Annotated in this window: 16 protein-coding genes; 7 read left to right on the forward strand and 9 right to left on the reverse strand. The window is 58.7% G+C overall.

Features of this window, described 5'->3' with window-relative positions; genetic code table 11:
• Positions 1–163: 163 nt before the first annotated feature.
• From mepS to ABLV54_RS24705, 4 genes are all read right to left on the reverse strand, one after another.
• On the reverse strand, positions 164–733 hold the full coding sequence (gene mepS, locus ABLV54_RS24690; protein ID WP_004201653.1) for a bifunctional murein DD-endopeptidase/murein LD-carboxypeptidase: 570 nt from the start codon (positions 731–733) through the stop codon (positions 164–166).
• Positions 734–1,159: 426 nt separating this feature from the next.
• The gene (locus tag ABLV54_RS24695; RefSeq protein WP_075206790.1) at positions 1,160–1,873 is read right to left on the reverse strand and encodes a phosphatase PAP2 family protein; all 714 of its coding nucleotides are present in this window, start codon (positions 1,871–1,873) and stop codon (positions 1,160–1,162) included.
• A gap of 37 nt (positions 1,874–1,910) precedes the next feature.
• Entirely contained in the window at positions 1,911–2,888 is a 978-nt protein-coding gene (locus tag ABLV54_RS24700; protein WP_023290457.1) for a GTP-binding protein, read from the reverse strand.
• Between the two features lie 120 nt (positions 2,889–3,008).
• Positions 3,009–4,475 (reverse strand): fructuronate reductase, encoded by a 1,467-nt coding sequence (locus ABLV54_RS24705; protein ID WP_226563598.1) that lies wholly within the window; start codon positions 4,473–4,475, stop codon positions 3,009–3,011.
• 207 nt (positions 4,476–4,682) lie between these two features.
• Between ABLV54_RS24705 and uxuA the strand changes: the two genes are divergently transcribed.
• Entirely contained in the window at positions 4,683–5,873 is a 1,191-nt protein-coding gene (gene uxuA, locus ABLV54_RS24710) for a mannonate dehydratase (protein ID WP_023290455.1), read from the forward strand.
• Between the two features lie 71 nt (positions 5,874–5,944).
• Here the strand turns inward: uxuA and yeiP are convergent, their stop codons facing one another.
• Positions 5,945–6,517, reverse strand: coding sequence for an elongation factor P-like protein YeiP (yeiP, locus tag ABLV54_RS24715; RefSeq protein ID WP_002912951.1), 573 nt, complete (start codon positions 6,515–6,517; stop codon positions 5,945–5,947).
• A 147-nt stretch (positions 6,518–6,664) separates the two neighbouring features.
• Here yeiP and ABLV54_RS24720 point away from each other — a divergent pair, with 147 nt between their 5' ends.
• Positions 6,665–6,919, forward strand: coding sequence for a YkgJ family cysteine cluster protein (locus ABLV54_RS24720; RefSeq protein WP_023290454.1), 255 nt, complete (start codon positions 6,665–6,667; stop codon positions 6,917–6,919).
• A 2-nt stretch (positions 6,920–6,921) separates the two neighbouring features.
• On the opposite strand, the gene ABLV54_RS24725 is transcribed toward ABLV54_RS24720, so the two are convergent.
• Positions 6,922–7,854: a LysR family transcriptional regulator gene (locus ABLV54_RS24725; protein ID WP_032453533.1), complete on the reverse strand. Its 933-nt coding sequence runs from the start codon at positions 7,852–7,854 to the stop codon at positions 6,922–6,924.
• 213 nt (positions 7,855–8,067) lie between these two features.
• On the opposite strand from ABLV54_RS24725, the gene ABLV54_RS24730 reads away from it, so the two are divergent.
• On the forward strand, positions 8,068–8,412 hold the full coding sequence (locus ABLV54_RS24730; protein WP_032453532.1) for a DUF3302 domain-containing protein: 345 nt from the start codon (positions 8,068–8,070) through the stop codon (positions 8,410–8,412).
• A gap of 1 nt (position 8,413) precedes the next feature.
• Positions 8,414–9,550: an HlyD family secretion protein gene (locus ABLV54_RS24735; RefSeq protein ID WP_050533192.1), complete on the forward strand. Its 1,137-nt coding sequence runs from the start codon at positions 8,414–8,416 to the stop codon at positions 9,548–9,550.
• A 34-nt stretch (positions 9,551–9,584) separates the two neighbouring features.
• Here ABLV54_RS24735 and setB read toward each other — a convergent pair whose 3' ends face one another.
• Positions 9,585–10,766: a sugar efflux transporter SetB gene (gene setB / locus ABLV54_RS24740; RefSeq protein ID WP_032453530.1), complete on the reverse strand. Its 1,182-nt coding sequence runs from the start codon at positions 10,764–10,766 to the stop codon at positions 9,585–9,587.
• A 336-nt stretch (positions 10,767–11,102) separates the two neighbouring features.
• Here setB and fruB point away from each other — a divergent pair, with 336 nt between their 5' ends.
• From fruB to fruA, 3 genes are read left to right on the forward strand one after another with little or no spacing between them, the layout of a single operon-like run.
• A complete protein-coding gene (gene fruB, locus ABLV54_RS24745) occupies positions 11,103–12,233 on the forward strand; it encodes a fused PTS fructose transporter subunit IIA/HPr protein (RefSeq protein WP_023290452.1) in 1,131 nt (376 codons plus the stop codon).
• Positions 12,234–13,172, forward strand: coding sequence for a 1-phosphofructokinase (fruK, locus tag ABLV54_RS24750; RefSeq protein ID WP_002912941.1), 939 nt, complete (start codon positions 12,234–12,236; stop codon positions 13,170–13,172). It abuts the gene before it with no gap.
• A gap of 16 nt (positions 13,173–13,188) precedes the next feature.
• Positions 13,189–14,883, forward strand: coding sequence for a PTS fructose transporter subunit IIBC (gene fruA, locus ABLV54_RS24755; RefSeq protein WP_248861006.1), 1,695 nt, complete (start codon positions 13,189–13,191; stop codon positions 14,881–14,883).
• 53 nt (positions 14,884–14,936) lie between these two features.
• Here fruA and nfo read toward each other — a convergent pair whose 3' ends face one another.
• Complete coding sequence (gene nfo / locus ABLV54_RS24760) at positions 14,937–15,791, reverse strand: deoxyribonuclease IV (protein WP_023290450.1); 855 nt, start codon at positions 15,789–15,791, stop codon at positions 14,937–14,939.
• 72 nt (positions 15,792–15,863) lie between these two features.
• On the reverse strand, positions 15,864–16,913 hold the full coding sequence (locus ABLV54_RS24765; RefSeq protein WP_044524219.1) for a YeiH family protein: 1,050 nt from the start codon (positions 16,911–16,913) through the stop codon (positions 15,864–15,866).
• Positions 16,914–17,006 lie beyond the last annotated feature (93 nt).

Below are 17,006 nucleotides of genomic sequence, written 5' to 3' on the forward strand. Positions count from 1 at the left end.
ATGCGCAGCAACGGGTTGTCAGTCGTCGTTTTTCTCATTCCCACTTAAAAGACATAGCTTATTTTGCGTCGTTCAGAATCAGGTGGCAAAAAAAAACACTGCCGGGGCAGTGTTTTTTATCCCGCTTCCAGCCAAGGGATAACCGGCGGCGGTAGAGGACAGTTTACGAGCGGCTCAGGACTCGACGCGCTTCGTTGTAGCGCTTTTTCCAGTATGGCTCATCCATGCTGGAGATGGTCACTCCGCTGCTGGTAGAGGCGTGAACAAACTGGTTGTTGCCGAGGTAGATCCCGACATGGCGGCCGGTAGAGCCGGCGCGGAACAGAACCAGATCGCCAGTACGCAGCTGGGTACGGGAAATCGATTTTCCGGTTTCCTGCTGTTCAGAAGTTGAACGCGGCAGTTCCAGACCAAATTGTTCGCGGAAGGTGCGCTGCACGAACGCCGAGCAGTCGATACCTTTGCGAGTGCTGCCGCCGAGGCGGTAACGCACGCCTTTCCAGCTGGCATACTGATCCATTAAACGGGACTTCACGTCCAGGTTACGGACCATCGTTTCAAATTCATCCTGAGAGGCTTGCAGTGATGATAAATCGCCACTACCCACAGCATGCGTCTCAGAATGCATATTCCTGGCGGTACTTGTTGAACTACACGCGGAAAGCAGAACCGCTACTGCAATCGCGGGGGCTACCCGCAAGATGTATCTCAAAATCGGCTGAGATTTGACCATGCTGTTTATTTTCCCTTGTTGTCCTTAACGACAATGTCGTTATAAAAAATGCCAAACGTGTTAGAGCCTAAATACCCATCCGCAATGAGACAATTCCTTAAGCTTAAATTTGTGCAGTCACGCACAATTTTATTCAGGGCCTGAATTAATGTTGCGGAAAAGGCAAAACGAGAACGAGATTACCCTATCAAACGCCGCATGGCGAGCGGTTTTGCGCGATTTCTTATAAGTATTTTGGTGACAAAAAGTGAATCATCGGGAAAGGCCAAAATTGCGGCAATTACGGGCAAAAAACAGACAATTCCTTCATTTGTCACGGGATTAATGTGACAAGAAGATGAACGTGATGTTGAAAAAAAGGACAATTGAAAAAAGGGACCCAAAAGGTCCCCTTATAGATAATGCCCCTGGCGGCGGCCCGCGGCTTTATTTGGCCGATATTCCGCCGGGTAAGTAGCGATCGAAAAAGGCGATCAGTTTATCGCTCAGCGGCGTCATCAATACCCAGGGCGCGCCAATCAGCACGGCGGTCAGAGAGCCGACGGCAATATCGCTGAACCAGTGGGCGCCAATCATCACCCGCGGGAAAGCAAAGACCACAAATATCACCAGCGCCACGGCCAGCGCGCGGCGGCCAAAATAGCGCCACATAAAGCTCGCGAAGATCAGCAGCATCATCCCATGATCGCCGGGGAAGCTGTCCTTGGAAGCATCCTTAGTGGGGAAGTTAACGACGTCGCTGACGCGGGTGACATCGCTGAAAAACAGCGACGGACTGGCGCGCTGAACCGGCATCAGGTGCTGCGCCAGCTGGTTGATGATCACCGCCGCCAGCAGCATCACCACGCCCATAATGGCGATCTGACGACGGCCTGCCGCCGGCGCCTTGAGCCAGTAGCTGAGCATCAGGCAACCCATCGCCAGCAGCGAGCAGGCGTCGAAGGCGCGATTGTTGATGATCGCCAGCAGCCAGGCGTAAGCGCGGCTGACGCTGACGCCATGGTTAAAGAAATGGAAGATCGCGGCGTCTACCGGCGCCCACGCGCCGTGGTTGGCTGGCAGATACCAGGAGCAAAATAGCGCCACACCCGCGATGTTAAGCAGCAGGATTAAAGGAATTCGGTTTTTCATCATAGCCATTGCGATTTTGTGACAGTCGGCGGCAACCTTAGCCGCCTTAACTTAAACGAAGCCTCAACAATGAGGTCTGGAGCGCGTTCCAGTCGGCTTCATGGGCGGAGATAAGCTCGATGCGGCTATCGGGCGGGGCGACGCTAAGGGTCTCGATATGCAGATCCTCGCCCTGGCGGTTGATCCGCACCGCCCCTTCGGCAATGCGCAGCACACCTTTGACGCGCGCCACCGGCGCCAGCCGGGCCCACTCCAGCAGGGCGATGGTGTCAAAGACCGTTTCCGCGTCGAAGATCCAGCCGCAGGCCTGATAGCCCTGGCCGCTGTTAAGGTGGCGGCGCCAGCGCTGGTGTTCCGCCAGACTAAGGGCGGCGAGACCGGCTGTGGGGGGATGGCGGTGGGCGTGCTCCGCGCTCGCCGGCAGCGGGGCGGTATTGCGCCGCGGTTCATCAAGCAGGGCCAGGTCGATATTACCCTGGGTCGCCGACACCTGGCGGCGATCGCCGCCCCAGCGTTGCCACCAGTCGACAAACGCCTGAGCGCTTTCGGGCGTTTCCCGATCGCTTTTATTGGCCACGATGATATCCGCCGCCGCCAGCTGGTCGCGAAAGTTGTCGTTGTTGACCGCTTTCTCGTCCAGTAGCTGACGCGGATCGAGGATGCACAGGGTCGCGCGCAGATCGATCCAGGGTTCATACACCGCCGCGGTGAGGATATCGAGGATCTGCTTTGGATGGCCAAGTCCGGTGGGCTCAATCAACAGACGATCGGGTTTCCCCTGGCGCAGCAGGGTATTCAGCCCGACCTGCATCGGCAGGCCATTGACACAGCACATGCAGCCGCCGGGGATCTCCTTGAGCAGGGCGCCGCTGTCGGCCAGCAGGGCGCCGTCTATCCCGACTTCGCCAAACTCGTTAACCAGTACGGCCCATTTTTCATCCGCAGGCTTCTGCGCCAGCAGATGAAGAATCGAGGTCGTCTTACCGCTGCCGAGAAAGCCGGTGATCAAATTGGTTCTGGTCACTCTTTTCTCCAGGATAAATGTAATGTTGTAACAGTTACGTCTATCCTGACGAAAAAAGAGGGAAAAGAGAAGTCCTGAGGCGGACAGAAGGAAATTCTGTCCGCATAAGCGCAAATATTGTTAAGAATTGAGCGCGCGGGCAACCGCCTCGCGGGCGCCGTGCATCGCCAGCTGCTGCCAGGCGGCGCGGATCCCGGCGACAAACTGCGCGTTGCGCGGCAGGTCGCGGCCAAATATTTCCTCCAGACCCAGCAGGGCGTCAACGCGCTGCTGCTCATCGCTCTGCGCCACCCGCTGCTGGATCTTGTCCACCAGCGGATCGCGGACGTCGATGGCCTGACCGGCATCGTCCGTACCGCTGACGTAGCGCATCCAGCCGGCTACGCCGAGGGCCAGCAGCGGCCAGCGGCTGCCGCGCTCAAGATGCACGCGAATACCGTCGAGCATACGCTGGGGCAGCTTCTGGCTGCCGTCCATGGCGATTTGCCAGGTACGGTGTTTGAGCGCCGGGTTGCTGAAGCGCGCGATCAGGCTGTCGGCATAGGCCGCCAGATCGACGCCGGTAATGGTCAGCGTCGGGGCCTGTTCGTCAAGCATCAGCTGGCGGGCGGCGCAGCGGAAGACCTCATCCTGCATGCAGTCGCTGACGTGCGCATGACCTGCCAGATAGCCAAGCCAGGCGAGGAAAGAGTGGCTGCCGTTGAGCATCCGCAGCTTCATCTGCTCCCAGGGCAGCACGTCGTCGGTCATCTGCACGCCCGCCGTCTCCCAGGCGGGGCGCCCGGCGACAAAGTGGTCTTCGACCACCCACTGAATGAAGGGTTCGCAGCTGATGGCGCAGGGATCTTCCACCCCCAGCACGGCGGCGATTTCCGCCAGCGACTCCGCGGTGGCGGCGGGAACAATGCGATCCACCATGGTGCCCGGGAAGCTGACGTTGTCGGCGATCCAGCTCGCCAGCGCCGGACTGCGTTTTTCCGCCATGCCGAGGACGGCATTTTTCACCACGTGGCCGTTGTCGGGAATGTTATCGCAGGAGAGCACGGTAAAGGGCGACAGGCCCCGTTCCCGGCGGCGGGCCAGCGCTTCAACTAAAATACCGGGAGCCGACTGCGGCAGCGTCGGATTTTCCAGATCGTGAACGATACGCGGATGCGTCGGATCCAGCTTGCCGGTCGCCGGATCGATGCAATAGCCTTTTTCCGTGATGGTCAGCGAGACAATCGCTACCTGCGGCTCGCAAAATTTCTCGATAATCGCCGCCAGCGAATCGAGCCTGGCGTTCAGGCATTCGTGCACCGCGCCGATAACAATGGGCTGATTACCGTCGGCGCCTTTTTCCAGTACGGTAAACAGGTGGTCCTGTTCGCGAAGCTGGCTCATCAGCGTATCGCCGCTGAACAGACTGATTTCGCAGATCCCCCAGTCGCCGCCGATGTTATTCAGCACGCGATCGGTCAGCAGCGCCTGGTGCGCGCGATGAAACGCGCCAAAGCCGAAATGGACAATACGCGAGCGGAGCTGGCTGCGATCGTACTGAGGACGTTGCACGTTTTCCGGTAGCGTAGCGGTTGCAATTGTTGTCATTCTTTACACACCTGTTTAACTGCTTATTAACATTGCCAGTCTAAAGTTATATGACAGGAAATTAAATTGGTAAGCCGAAATTATCCGCTGACTGTGAGCTGGATCAATCAATGTGCCAGCACTGTTTGCAGCCTGACGAGAAACATGTATGGTAGTCGTCATGATTGTCGCCATTATTGGTATAACAACTTTTGTGAGGGCATAGCGATGGAGCAAACCTGGCGGTGGTATGGGCCGAACGATCCGGTATCGCTTGATGATGTACGACAGGCGGGGGCGACCGGGGTCGTCACTGCGCTGCACCATATTGCAAACGGTCAGGTCTGGCCGGTCGACGAGATTAAAGAGCGTCAGGCGCTGTTAGCGGCGAAAGGGCTGACCTGGTCGGTGGTCGAAAGCATTCCGGTGCACGAGGATATTAAAACCCACAGCGGACAGTATGCGACCTGGATTGCCAACTATCAGCAGAGCATCCGCAACCTCGCGGCCTGCGGCATCGATACCGTATGCTACAACTTTATGCCGATCCTCGACTGGACGCGCACCGATCTGGAATATGAGCTGCCGGACGGCTCCCGGGCGCTGCGTTTCGATCAGATCGCCTTCGCCGCCTTTGAACTGCATATCCTCAAACGCCCGGGGGCGGAAGCGGATTACAGCGAAGAAGAGCAGCGCCAGGCCGAGGCGTATTACAAGGCGATGAGCGAAGCGGACATTGAGAAACTGACCCGCAATATCATCGCCGGCCTGCCGGGGGCGGAAGAGGGCTACACCCTCGACCAGTTCCGCGCGCGCCTGGCGGAATATGACCACATCGATAAAGCGCAGCTGCGCGAAAATATGGCCTATTTCCTGCGGGCCATCGTACCGGTGTGCGAAGAGGTGGGGATCCGACTGGCAGTGCATCCGGACGATCCGCCGCGGCCGATCCTGGGCCTGCCGCGTATCGTGTCGACCATCGAAGATATGCAGTGGCTGAAAGAGACAGTGGACAGCATCAATAACGGCTTTACCATGTGCACCGGATCCTATGGCGTCCGCGCCGATAACGATCTGGTGAAGATGGTGGAAACCTTTGGCGATCGCATCCACTTTACCCATCTGCGCGCCACCTGCCGCGAGGCGAACCCGAAAACCTTCCACGAGGCGGCGCACCTTAGCGGCGACGTCAATATGGTGGCGGTGGTGGATGCGATTCTGCGTGAAGAGCAGCGGCGTAAACAGGCCGGCGATTTGCGCCCGATCCCGTTCCGTCCGGATCATGGTCATCAGATGCTGGACGATCTGCGCAAGAAAACCAACCCAGGCTATTCGGCGATTGGCCGTCTCAAGGGGATGGCGGAAGTGCGCGGCGTGGAGCTGGCGCTGAAGATGACCAAATACCCTGAGCTGCTGTAATCGCGGCAACGGGGATAACAAAAAGGACAGCCAGCGGCTGTCCTTTTTTCTGGTCAACTCGTCACGGAAAATTAATCCGCGCGGCCCATATAGCGGCACTCTTCGATATGAATGCGGATTTTCTCACCTGTGGTCAGGTATTCCGGCACCTGAATCACCAGGCCGGTGCTCATGGTGGCGGGCTTGGTGCGGGAGCTGGCGGATGCCCCTTTAATACCCGGCGCGGTTTCGATAATTTCCAGGTCCACGGTCTGCGGCAGCTCAAGCGCCAGAAGCTGGCCGTCCCAGGTCAACACCTGCATATCCGGCATGCCGCCTTCCGGAATAAACTGCAGCTCTTCTTCGATCTGCTCTTTCGTGAAGGTGTAAGGGGTGTAGTCTTCTTTATCCATGAACACGTATTCGTTGCCATCGACATAGGAGAAGTCAACGAAACGGCGGGTCAGGGTCACGGTATCGACGATATCGTCGCCTTTGAAGCGCTCTTCTACTTTCAGGCCGGTACGCACATCGGAGAAGCGCATTTTATACAGTGTCGCAGCACCGCGGGCGCTGGGTGACTGAATATCGATATTTTTCACAATCAGCAGCTTGCCGTTGTAATTCAGCACCATACCTTTTTTAATTTCATTCGCTCTTGGCATTGCAGTAATCCTGTCACTTAACGAGTCAAAAATATCGCGTAAAACTACTCGCGCCCGGGCGTTCAGGCAAGTGGAATTCGCGAGTTTTGCTATCTTCTGGCAAAACGTTTAGGCTGTGGCGCAAAATGAGCGTTTGGGAGTTGGGTTGTGGAATGTCGTACTGATTGTGGCGCATGTTGCATCGCCCCCTCTATATCCTCGCCGATCCCCGGCATGCCGCAGGGCAAGCCGGCCAATACCCGCTGTATTCAGCTCTCCGAGCACAATCTGTGCCTGATTTTCGGCTCCCCACTGCGTCCGAAGGTGTGCGCCAGCCTGCAGCCCTCGCCGGAGATGTGCTTCACTCATCGTGATGACGCCATCACCTGGCTGCTGGAGCTTGAGCTGGCCACCGCGCCCTGAGCTTAAAGCAGCAAATGAGACAGGTTTTTGATATGGACGCTGAGGCCGTCCAGCAGCGCCTGGACGCGTAGCGGAAGAATGTCCCGTCGCTGGTAGATAAGCCAGGCCTGCAGATCGATGCAGCGCTCCTTCTTCAGACAGGGAACCAGCTGTCCTGCCGCCAGCTCGGTGGCGAGTGAATAGTAGGGCGCATAAACGATCCCCATTCCCAGCTTCGCCAGCTCCACCGCCGGCAGCGTGTTATCGCACACGAATCCCCCCTTTACCGTGAGATTGAGCGGTTTGCCGTTTTTGCTTTTGAAGGTCCAGATATTGTCGCTGCCGCCCAGCATGCGCAGGGTGATGCACTCATGATCCACCAGCGCCTCCGGCTCGGCGATAGGGTGTTGCGCCAGATAATCCGGGGAGGCGAAGACGCCGGTGCGAAAGCGGGTGAAGGGGCGGGCGATAAGGTTTTCATTCTGTGGCTTAAAGGGGCTTATCAGCAGATCGCAGTCGCTATTGAAAATGGCGCCGTATTTTTGTTCCCGCTCGCTGGCGTTGCGGGTGACCAGATTGATCTGCAGCTCCGGCAGCGTTTTTCTTAGCGCCGGCAGAATATAGCGCCCGAGAAACTGGTGGATGCCGATGGGCGCCCCAAGGGTGACGACGCCCTGCAGCGTGTTTTTATAACGGTCGGCGAGGTTGATAAGCTGCTCATGCTGCTCAAGAACGGCGCTGCTGGCGTGGATAAACTGCTCGCCGAACTCGGTACGCACCAGTTCCCTGGCGGTGCGCAGAAAAATGGCCAGGCCGACTTTCCGCTCCACGCTGGTCAGCGTCCGTGAGACGTTAGACTGGGGCATATTCAGGCGCTGTGCTGCCCGGCTTACGCTGGCGGTTTCGGCGATGGCGCAGAGGATCCTCAGCTCATCCATTTTAAAGTCTTTCAACATCTTATCGCTGCCTGATATTGATGGTATATCAAAAATGATATACCAGTTTAGCGGAATTGCCATGTGATTTATTGATCTGCTGAACGTATGATGGCCTTTGCCGTGAACAGTCGGTTATTTAAGGAAACCTGTGCGTTTTATTGCTTCTTTTGTGGTTCTCGATGTCATTAAAAATAACGATCTTCCCGCTGGCTTACTGAGTGTATATGCACCATGCTGCTTAATTATTTTGCTTTGTTTGTATTAATACTGGTTTTTCTCATACTGTTTTATGGAGTAATTATTATCCACGATATTCCCTATCACATCGCGCAAAAACGCCAGCACCCCCATCAGGACGCGATTCATGTGGCGGGCTGGATAAGCCTGTTTACCCTGCATGCTATCTGGCCTTTCCTGTGGATCTGGGCCACGCTGTACCGGCCCGATCGTGGCTGGGGGATGGCTTCGCAGTCCGAGGGACATCAGCAGCGAGCGGAGCTGGAAAAACGCATTGCGTTACTTGAAGCGGCGTTAAAAAACAGCCAGCAGGCGTCGGCGGAGAATAGCGAGAAATAATATGGATCTGTTAATTATCCTTTGCTATGTCGCCATTGCCTGGGGCGTGTTTAAGATATTTCGCATTCCAGTAAATAAATGGACAATCCCGACAGCGATATTAGGCGGAATAGTGGTCGTTGGCGCGTTAATATTAACGATGAACTATAACCACCCCTATACGATGCGAGCGCAAAAAATTGTCGTCTCCATTCCGATGGTGCCCCAGGTATCAGGCGAGGTGGTGGAGGTTACCAGTAAAACCAATGTGTTAATGAAGAAGGGCGAACTGCTGTTCCGCATCGACGATACCCGCTACCGCGCGCGGCTGAACAAGCTGAAAGCCGATCTGGCGGCCGAAGAGGCCACGCTGCGGGCGAAGCAGGCGACCATTGACGATGCCCGTGCCAGAGTACAGCAGGCGCAGGCGGAGTACGACCGGGTCACCCGCGACGACCAGCGCTATGCTCAGGGGGCGGCCATGCCGGTGAATCCTTTTTCGGAACAGGATGTGACTCACGCGAGGCAGCAGGTGCAGATCCAGGCGGCGGTCCTGCAGGCGGCGAAAGCGCAATTACAAAACGCCAGAGAGCAGGTATCCGGCCGCTACCACGGGCTGGATGCCAATATTGCCAGCCTGAAATCGCAGATCCTTGAGGCGGAGTATAATCTGGCGCAAACCGTGATTCGCGCGCCGAGCGACGGCTACGTCACCCAGCTTCTGGCGCGGCCGGGGATGACCGCGGTGCGTCTGCCCTTCAAGCCGGTGCTGGTGTTTATTCCCCAGCAAAAGCGCCAGGTGGTGGCGGTATTCCGTCAGAACTCGGTCCTGCGTCTGACGGCCGGGGACAGCGCGGAGGTGGTGTTTAACGGTCTGCCGGGCAGCGTCTACAGCGGTAAGGTATCGCGCGTGTTGCCGACCGTCCCGGACGGCAGCTATCAGGCCAGCGGCGCTCTGCAGGGGCTGAACGCCGGGGCGGGGAAAGAGGGCATTTACGTGCTGATCGACCTCGATCCCCATCCGGAAGTGGAACATTTACCGGACGGGGTCAGCGCCCAGGCGGCGGTATATACCGATTATTTTGCCCATGTGTCGATTATGCGCAAGGTTCTGCTGCGCATGACCAGCTGGCTGCATTATCTCTATCTGGATCACTAATCTCCACTGCCCGGCTCCGGCCGGGCAACCTTATCTATACGTCTCTGATCCGCCACAGGCAGGCCTGCGTGGCGATCCCCATAACCAGCGCTATCCAGAACACCGCATGATAGCTCCAGATCTCTGCCACCACGCCCGCCAGTGAGCCGGCGATGATCCAGCCGACGCGGGTAGTATTGGTGTAGAGGGTGGTGGCCGCGCCCGCCTGCCCGGGCATCAAATCCTGGAAATAAAGCATGCCAATCCCGGCGAGGATCCCGATATAGATGGCGTTCAGCACCTGCATCGCCAGCAGCAGCGCCGGCGTATGCACCGTCAGCATGCCCACATAAAACAGCACCCCAGCCACCGCGGAAAGGCGCATCAGAAAGCGTTTACCGAAGCGCCGGGCGTAGTAACCGGCAATCAGCATGGTGGGAATTTCCAGCCCGGCGGCGGTCCCCATCATCAGGCCGGCCAGCTTCTCCGGCAGATGCAGCTCGTTAATGATAAACAGCGGCATATTAATGATGTACAGGCTGTTGGTGCCCCACATCAGCGTGCAGATGCTGAACAGCAGCAGCGCATCGCGGCGGTGCGTGCGCGGGGCTTCCAGCCGGCCAGTCGCCACTGCCTTGGCTTTGCGCATGCTGGGCAAGAACAGCCAGACCATGATCCCGCAGACGATAAACGCCGCCGCGGCGCTGAGGTACATCGCGGTAAAGCCAAACCCCATCGCCAGGGCATAGGCCAGCGGGGGACCAATCACCCAGGCCAGGGAGACCTGGGCGCGCAAAATGGAGCTGAACATCACCGCTTCGCGGCCGGTTTTGTCGGCATGCTCGCGCGCGAGGGCGAACATCTGCGGGTTGGCGGTCGAACCAAAGCTGCTAAGGAATACGCCGATGAACAGCAAAATGAAATAGTTCCGGTTCCAGGCAAACAGCACGCAGGCCAGCACCCCCAGCAGGCAGCAGACGACAATCAGCTGCTTGCGATCGCCCTGACGGTCAGAACGTCCGGCGAGGAACTGGCTGACCAGAATGCCGATGACGGCGCTGCCGGTAAAAAAGAAACCCACCATCGCCGGGCGGACATGCACTTCATTGGTCAGAAACAGGCTCAGGGTCGGCGTTTGCAACGCCCCGGCAATGCCCGTCAGAAAGGCGACGATCAGGAAGGCGGAAGAGGTGACATCGAACCCGCGTCGGGGAAGGGCGGCGCTTCGGTTTTCCATGTGTTTGGTTTTCTGTAGTTTCAGGAGACGGCGCGGAGTTTACGCCTGCTGGCTGAAAATAAACAGTAGTATGGCACGAATTATTAAAAAGGCGTTTCAAAATAGAGGGTTCAGCAAAAAGCTGACGTTTACCGCGGCCAGGCGCCAGGGCTTCAGCAAAAGTGTGCAGTACCTCTAAGTTCTGCAATCAAGTCGCTGACGTACCTTGCGCGTTGAGCAAGAAAGGTACAGAATTCTTGAAACGTTTCAGCGTCATTCGGCATATCGTTCACCGTCAGATGGCGCCTTTTTTCTCAAGTTAGCTGAAACGATTCAATTCAGCAGGAGAGGAGAACCATGTTCCAGTTATCTGTGCAGGATATTCATCCCGGCCAGCAGGCCGGTAATAAAGAAGAGGCCATCCGGCAGGTCGCCGCCGCGCTGGTCAGCGCCGGCAACGTGGCCGATGGCTACGTGAACGGCATGCTGGCGCGCGAGCAGCAGACCTCCACCTTCCTCGGCAACGGGATCGCGATCCCGCACGGCACGACGGATACGCGTGACCAGGTGCTGAAGACCGGCGTTCAGGTGTTTCAGTTCCCGCAGGGCGTCACCTGGGGCGAAGGGCAGACCGCCTATGTGGCGATCGGGATTGCTGCCAGCTCAGATGAACACCTCGGCCTGCTGCGTCAGCTGACCCATGTGCTGAGCGATGACGCGGTCGCCGCCCAGCTGCAGTCCGCCACCACCGCGGAAGAGCTGCGTGCGCTGCTGATGGGGGAGAAGCAGAGCGAAGCGCTGAAGCTGGACAACGAGACCCTGAGTCTCGACGTCGCGGCCAGCGATCTGCTGACCCTGCAGGCGCTGAACGCCGCGCGTCTGAAAGAAGCAGGCGCTGTGGATTCCGCTTTCGTTAGCCACGTCATTAACGATACGCCGCTGAACCTCGGTCAGGGCATCTGGCTGAACGACAGCGCCGAAGGCAATCTGCGCAGCGCCGTGGCGGTCAGCCGCGCCGCCACCGCCTTCACCCGCGACGACCAGCCGGTTTCCCTGCTGGTCACGGTGGCGATGACCGACGATCAGCCAACCGCGGTGCTGAACCGCCTGAGCAAGCTGCTGCTGGACAAGAAAGCTGACCATCTGCTGAAAGCCGACGCCGCCACCGTGCTGGCGCTGCTGACCAGCGACGACGCGATTGCCGAAGATGTGCTGAGCGCCGAATTCGTGGTGCGCAATGAGCACGGCCTGCACGCCCGTCCGGGCACCATGCTGGTCAACACCATTAAACAATTTTCCAGCGACGTCACCGTCACTAACCTCGACGGTTCCGGCAAGCCGGCCAACGGCCGCAGCCTGATGAAGGTCGTGGCGCTGGGTGTGAAAAAAGGTCACCGTCTGCGCTTTACCGCGCAGGGTGAGGATGCGCAACAAGCGCTGGATGCGATTGGCGAAGCGATCGCCGCAGGCCTTGGGGAGGGCGCATAAATGAGCAGACGTGTAGCAACCATTACTTTAAACCCGGCGTACGATCTGGTGGGCTTCACCCCGGAGATCGAGCGCGGTGAAGTGAACCTGGTGCGTACCACCGGCCTGCACGCCGCCGGCAAAGGCATCAACGTGGCGAAAGTGCTGAAAGATCTTGGCATTGACGTCACCGTCGGCGGCTTCCTGGGGAAAGACAACCAGGATGGCTTTCAGCAGCTGTTCAGCGAGCTGGGGATCGCCAACCGTTTCCAGGTGGTGCAGGGCCGGACCCGCATCAACGTTAAGCTGACGGAAAAAGATGGCGAAGTGACCGATTTCAACTTCTCCGGCTTTGAAGTGACCCCAGGCGACTGGGAACGCTTCGTCAACGACTCCCTGAGCTGGCTGGGGCAGTTCGATATGGTCTGCGTCAGCGGCAGCCTGCCGTCCGGCGTCAGCCCGGAAGCCTTTACCGACTGGATGACCCGTCTGCGCAGCCAGTGCCCGTGCATCATTTTCGACAGCAGCCGCGAAGCGCTGGTTGCCGGACTGAAAGCGGCGCCGTGGCTGGTGAAACCGAACCGTCGCGAGCTGGAGATCTGGGCTGGCCGTAAGCTGCCGGAGATGAAAGACGTTATCGACGCCGCCCATGCGCTGCGCGAGCAGGGGATCGCCCACGTGGTGATTTCCCTGGGCGAAGAGGGCGCGCTGTGGGTGAACGCCTCCGGCGAGTGGATTGCCAAACCGCCTTCAGTCGAAGTGGTCAGCACCGTTGGCGCCGGCGATTCGATGGTCGGCGGCCTGATTTACGGCCTGCTGATGCGTGAATCCAGCGAGCATACCCTGCGCCTGGCGACCGCCGTCGCTGCCCTGGCCGTCAGCCAGAGCAACGTCGGGATCACCGACCGTACCCAGTTGGCCGCGATGATGGCGCGCGTCGACTTACAACCCTTTAATTGACAGCAGGAGAGGCATAATGAAAACGCTGCTGATTATTGATGCCGGACTCGGACAGGCGCGCGCCTATATGGCGAAAACCCTGCTGGGTGCCGCAGCGCCAAAAGCGCACCTTGAACTGATTGATAATCCGAACGACGCCGAACTGGTGATTGTTCTCGGGTCGGCGCTGCCCACTGACAGCGCGCTGAACGGCAAACAGGTTTTCCTCGGCGATATTAATCGCGCCGTGGCGCACCCGGAGCTGTTCCTCAGCGAAGCCAAAGGCCACGCGACGCCGTACGCGGCGCCTGCCGCCGCGGCAGTCCCGGCGGCCACCGGCGGACCGAAACGTATTGTCGCGGTCACCGCCTGTCCGACCGGCGTTGCTCATACCTTTATGGCGGCAGAAGCCATTGAAACCGAAGCGAAAAAACGCGGCTGGTGGGTGAAAGTGGAAACCCGCGGCTCCGTGGGCGCGGGCAATGCTATCACCCCGGAAGAGGTGGCCGAGGCGGATCTGGTGATCGTCGCCGCCGATATCGAAGTCGACCTGGCGAAATTCGCTGGCAAGCCGATGTATCGCACCACCACCGGTCTGGCGCTGAAGAAAACCGCCCAGGAGCTGGACAAAGCGGTGGCTGAAGCCAAACCGTACCAGCCTTCCGGTAAACCTCAGGCTGCTGGCGAAGGTAAAAAAGAGTCGGCGGGCGCCTACCGCCACCTGCTGACCGGCGTCTCCTACATGCTGCCGATGGTGGTGGCGGGCGGCCTGTGTATCGCGCTCTCCTTTGCCTTCGGGATCAAAGCGTTTGAAGTGAAAGACACCCTCGCGGCGGCGCTGATGCAAATCGGCGGCGGCTCGGCCTTCGCGCTGATGGTGCCGGTGCTGGCGGGCTTTATCGCCTTCTCCATTGCCGACCGTCCGGGTCTGACCCCGGGTCTTATCGGCGGTATGCTGGCGGTCAGCGGCGGCTCCGGCTTTATCGGCGGGATCATTGCCGGTTTCCTTGCCGGTTACGTGGCGAAAGCCATCAGCACTAAGCTGAAACTGCCGCAGAGTATGGAAGCGCTGAAGCCGATTCTGATCATTCCGCTGGTCTCCAGCCTGATCGTAGGCCTGGCGATGATCTACCTGATTGGTAAACCGGTCGCCGGTATCCTCGCCTGGCTGACCCACTGGCTGCAAACCATGGGCACCGCCAACGCGGTTCTGCTGGGCGCGATCCTCGGCGCGATGATGTGTACCGACATGGGCGGCCCGGTGAACAAAGCGGCCTATGCCTTCGGCGTTGGCCTGCTGAGTACCCAGACCTACGCGCCGATGGCGGCGATCATGGCGGCCGGTATGGTGCCTCCGCTGGCGATGGGTATCGCAACGCTGGTTGCCCGCAATAAGTTCGACAACGGGCAGCGGGAAGGGGGTAAAGCCGCGCTGGTTCTCGGCCTGTGCTTTATCTCTGAAGGGGCGATTCCTTTTGCCGCCCGTGACCCGATGCGCGTGCTGCCTTGCTGTATCGTCGGCGGCGCGGTAACCGGCGCTATCTCGATGGCGATTGGCGCGAAACTGATGGCGCCGCACGGCGGGCTGTTTGTTCTGCTGATCCCGGGGGCGATTACGCCAGTGCTGGGCTACCTGCTGGCGATTGTTGCCGGGACGCTGGTGGCGGGCCTCTCCTACGCGGTGCTGAAACGCCCGGAAGCGCAGGTAGCGGAAGTCGAAAAAGCGGCATAATCTCTCCGCAATAAAAAAGGGCCGACTGTTCGGCCCTTTTTTTATGTCTCTATTTACGCCACTTCGGCGATCTGCTGCGCCCGCAGCCAGGCAATCTCTTCCGCCCAGATATCCGGGTTGATGGTTTCCAGAATCAGCGGAATGCCGTCGAAGCGGTTGTCCTGCATGATCCAGCTGAAGCAATCGTGGCCGATGTTGCCTTCCCCCAGACTATGGTGACGGTCGACCCGGCTGCCGAAGGCGCTCTTGGCATCGTTGAGATGCATGCCGCGCAGATACTGAAAGCCGACGATACGGTCGAAGTCGGCAAAGGTCTTCTCGCAGGCTTCGGCGCTGCGCAGGTCATAGCCGGCGGCGAACGCGTGGCAGGTATCGATGCAGACGCCGACGCGGGTTTTATCTTCCACGCCGTCGATGATGGCCGCGAGGTGCTCGAACTTAAAGCCGAGGTTGCTGCCCTGGCCGGCGGTATTTTCGATCACCGCGGTGACGCCTTCGGTCTTCGCCAGCGCGATATTGATCGATTCGGCGATGCGCGCCAGACACTCTTCCTCCGGGATCTGCTGCAGATGGCTGCCGGGGTGGAAGTTGAGCAGCGTCAGCCCCAGCTGCTGACAGCGGGTCATCTCATCGATGAAGGCGTCACGGGATTTTTCCAGCGCCTCTTCCACCGGGTGGCCGAGGTTAATCAGGTAGCTGTCGTGCGGCAGGATCTGTCCGGGGCCAAAGTGATACTTTTCACAGGCGGCTTTGAATTCGGCGATGGTCTGGTCGCTGAGCGGCGCGGCGCGCCACTGGCGCTGATTTTTGGTGAAGAGGGCGAAGGCGGTTGCTTCGATTTCGGCGGCGCGAATGGCGGCATTGGCCAGTCCACCTGAGGCGCTCACGTGCGCTCCTACGTATTTCATAAAAAAACTCCAGTTAAAGCCGCTGGGGGGGTGGGTAATGATAGCGGCTTAACTGGAGAAAGATGTAGTGCTTTATGCCATCAGGCTGTGGATGGCGACGTTAATGGCCCCGCCGCCGACAATCAACCAGACGAACAGCATCAGCGCCATCAGCAGCGGTTTCGCCCCGGCTTTTTTCAGCGCGCTGACGTGAGTGGTCACCCCAAGAGCGGCCATCGCCATCGCCAGCAGGACGGTATCCAGCGTCACCAGCATCTCCACGACCGCTTTCGGCAGCAGATGGAAGGAGTTAAACACCGCCACCAGGATGAACATAATGGCAAACCACGGAATGGTGATTTTGCTTTTCTCGCCGTTACCCGCCGGGGTCAGCTGTTTAACACGCGCCGCCAGGAACAGCAGGAACGGGGCCAGCATCATCACGCGTAGCATTTTAGCGATAACCGCGGCGTTCTCCGCATCCGGGCTGACCGCATGACCGGCGGCGACGACCTGCGCCACTTCATGCATGGTGGAACCCATATAGATCCCGTAGGTCTCCGGGGTAAACCAGTGCGCCAGCAGCGGGTACATCGCCGGGTAGAGGAAGATGGCGATGGTACCGAAGATCACCACCGTGGCGACGGCGACGGTCACTTTACTGGCTTCGGCTTTGACCACCGGTTCGCTGGCGAGCACTGCCGCCGCGCCGCAGATGCTGCTGCCGGCGCCGATCAGCCAGCTGGTGTGCTTATCGAGCCCAAACACTTTCTGGCCCAGGAAGCAGGCGATGAAAAAGGTGCTGGAGAGCGTCAGAACGTCAATCAAAATACCGCTCACGCCGACGTCGGCAATCTGGGCGAACGTCAGGCGGAAGCCGTAGAGGATGATCCCCAGGCGCAGCAGATACTGTTTGGCGAAGATCACCCCGCCGTCGCAGGGCTGCCAGATTTTCGGATAGACCGTGTTACCGACGACCATCCCGAACAGAATAGCGAGGGTCAGAGCGCTGAAGCCCGCCCCGGCGATGGCCGGGAAGCTACCGGCCCACAGGGCGGCGCCGGTCAGGGCGGCGGTCAGCGCCAGGCCTGGGACAAAATGCCACAGGGAACGATGTTTGGTGGGTAAAGTGAGTGCTGTCATAACCTTCTCCTTTGTCTGCCTAAAGGTTACGCCGCGCGGGATTAAATATAAAATTGATTATATGTTTATAATCAATCGTAATAAGTGGTTAAT

The organism is Klebsiella sp. JB_Kp042 (assembly GCF_040065275.1).
GTDB lineage: Bacteria > Pseudomonadota > Gammaproteobacteria > Enterobacterales > Enterobacteriaceae > Klebsiella > Klebsiella quasipneumoniae.

Bases quoted from the DNA above. Each gene is read 5' to 3' on its own strand.
- mepS (WP_004201653.1), bottom strand. From the start codon at position 733: ATGGTCAAATCTCAGCCGATTTTGAGATACATCTTGCGGGTAGCCCCC.
- ABLV54_RS24695 (WP_075206790.1), bottom strand. From the start codon at position 1,873: ATGGCTATGATGAAAAACCGAATTCCTTTAATCCTGCTGCTTAACATC.
- ABLV54_RS24705 (WP_226563598.1), bottom strand. From the start codon at position 4,475: ATGACAACAATTGCAACCGCTACGCTACCGGAAAACGTGCAACGTCCT.
- uxuA (WP_023290455.1), top strand. From the start codon at position 4,683: ATGGAGCAAACCTGGCGGTGGTATGGGCCGAACGATCCGGTATCGCTT.
- yeiP (WP_002912951.1), bottom strand. From the start codon at position 6,517: ATGCCAAGAGCGAATGAAATTAAAAAAGGTATGGTGCTGAATTACAAC.
- ABLV54_RS24725 (WP_032453533.1), bottom strand. From the start codon at position 7,854: ATGTTGAAAGACTTTAAAATGGATGAGCTGAGGATCCTCTGCGCCATC.
- ABLV54_RS24730 (WP_032453532.1), top strand. From the start codon at position 8,068: ATGCTGCTTAATTATTTTGCTTTGTTTGTATTAATACTGGTTTTTCTC.
- ABLV54_RS24735 (WP_050533192.1), top strand. From the start codon at position 8,414: ATGGATCTGTTAATTATCCTTTGCTATGTCGCCATTGCCTGGGGCGTG.
- setB (WP_032453530.1), bottom strand. From the start codon at position 10,766: ATGGAAAACCGAAGCGCCGCCCTTCCCCGACGCGGGTTCGATGTCACC.
- fruB (WP_023290452.1), top strand. From the start codon at position 11,103: ATGTTCCAGTTATCTGTGCAGGATATTCATCCCGGCCAGCAGGCCGGT.
- fruK (WP_002912941.1), top strand. From the start codon at position 12,234: ATGAGCAGACGTGTAGCAACCATTACTTTAAACCCGGCGTACGATCTG.
- fruA (WP_248861006.1), top strand. From the start codon at position 13,189: ATGAAAACGCTGCTGATTATTGATGCCGGACTCGGACAGGCGCGCGCC.
- nfo (WP_023290450.1), bottom strand. From the start codon at position 15,791: ATGAAATACGTAGGAGCGCACGTGAGCGCCTCAGGTGGACTGGCCAAT.
- ABLV54_RS24765 (WP_044524219.1), bottom strand. From the start codon at position 16,913: ATGACAGCACTCACTTTACCCACCAAACATCGTTCCCTGTGGCATTTT.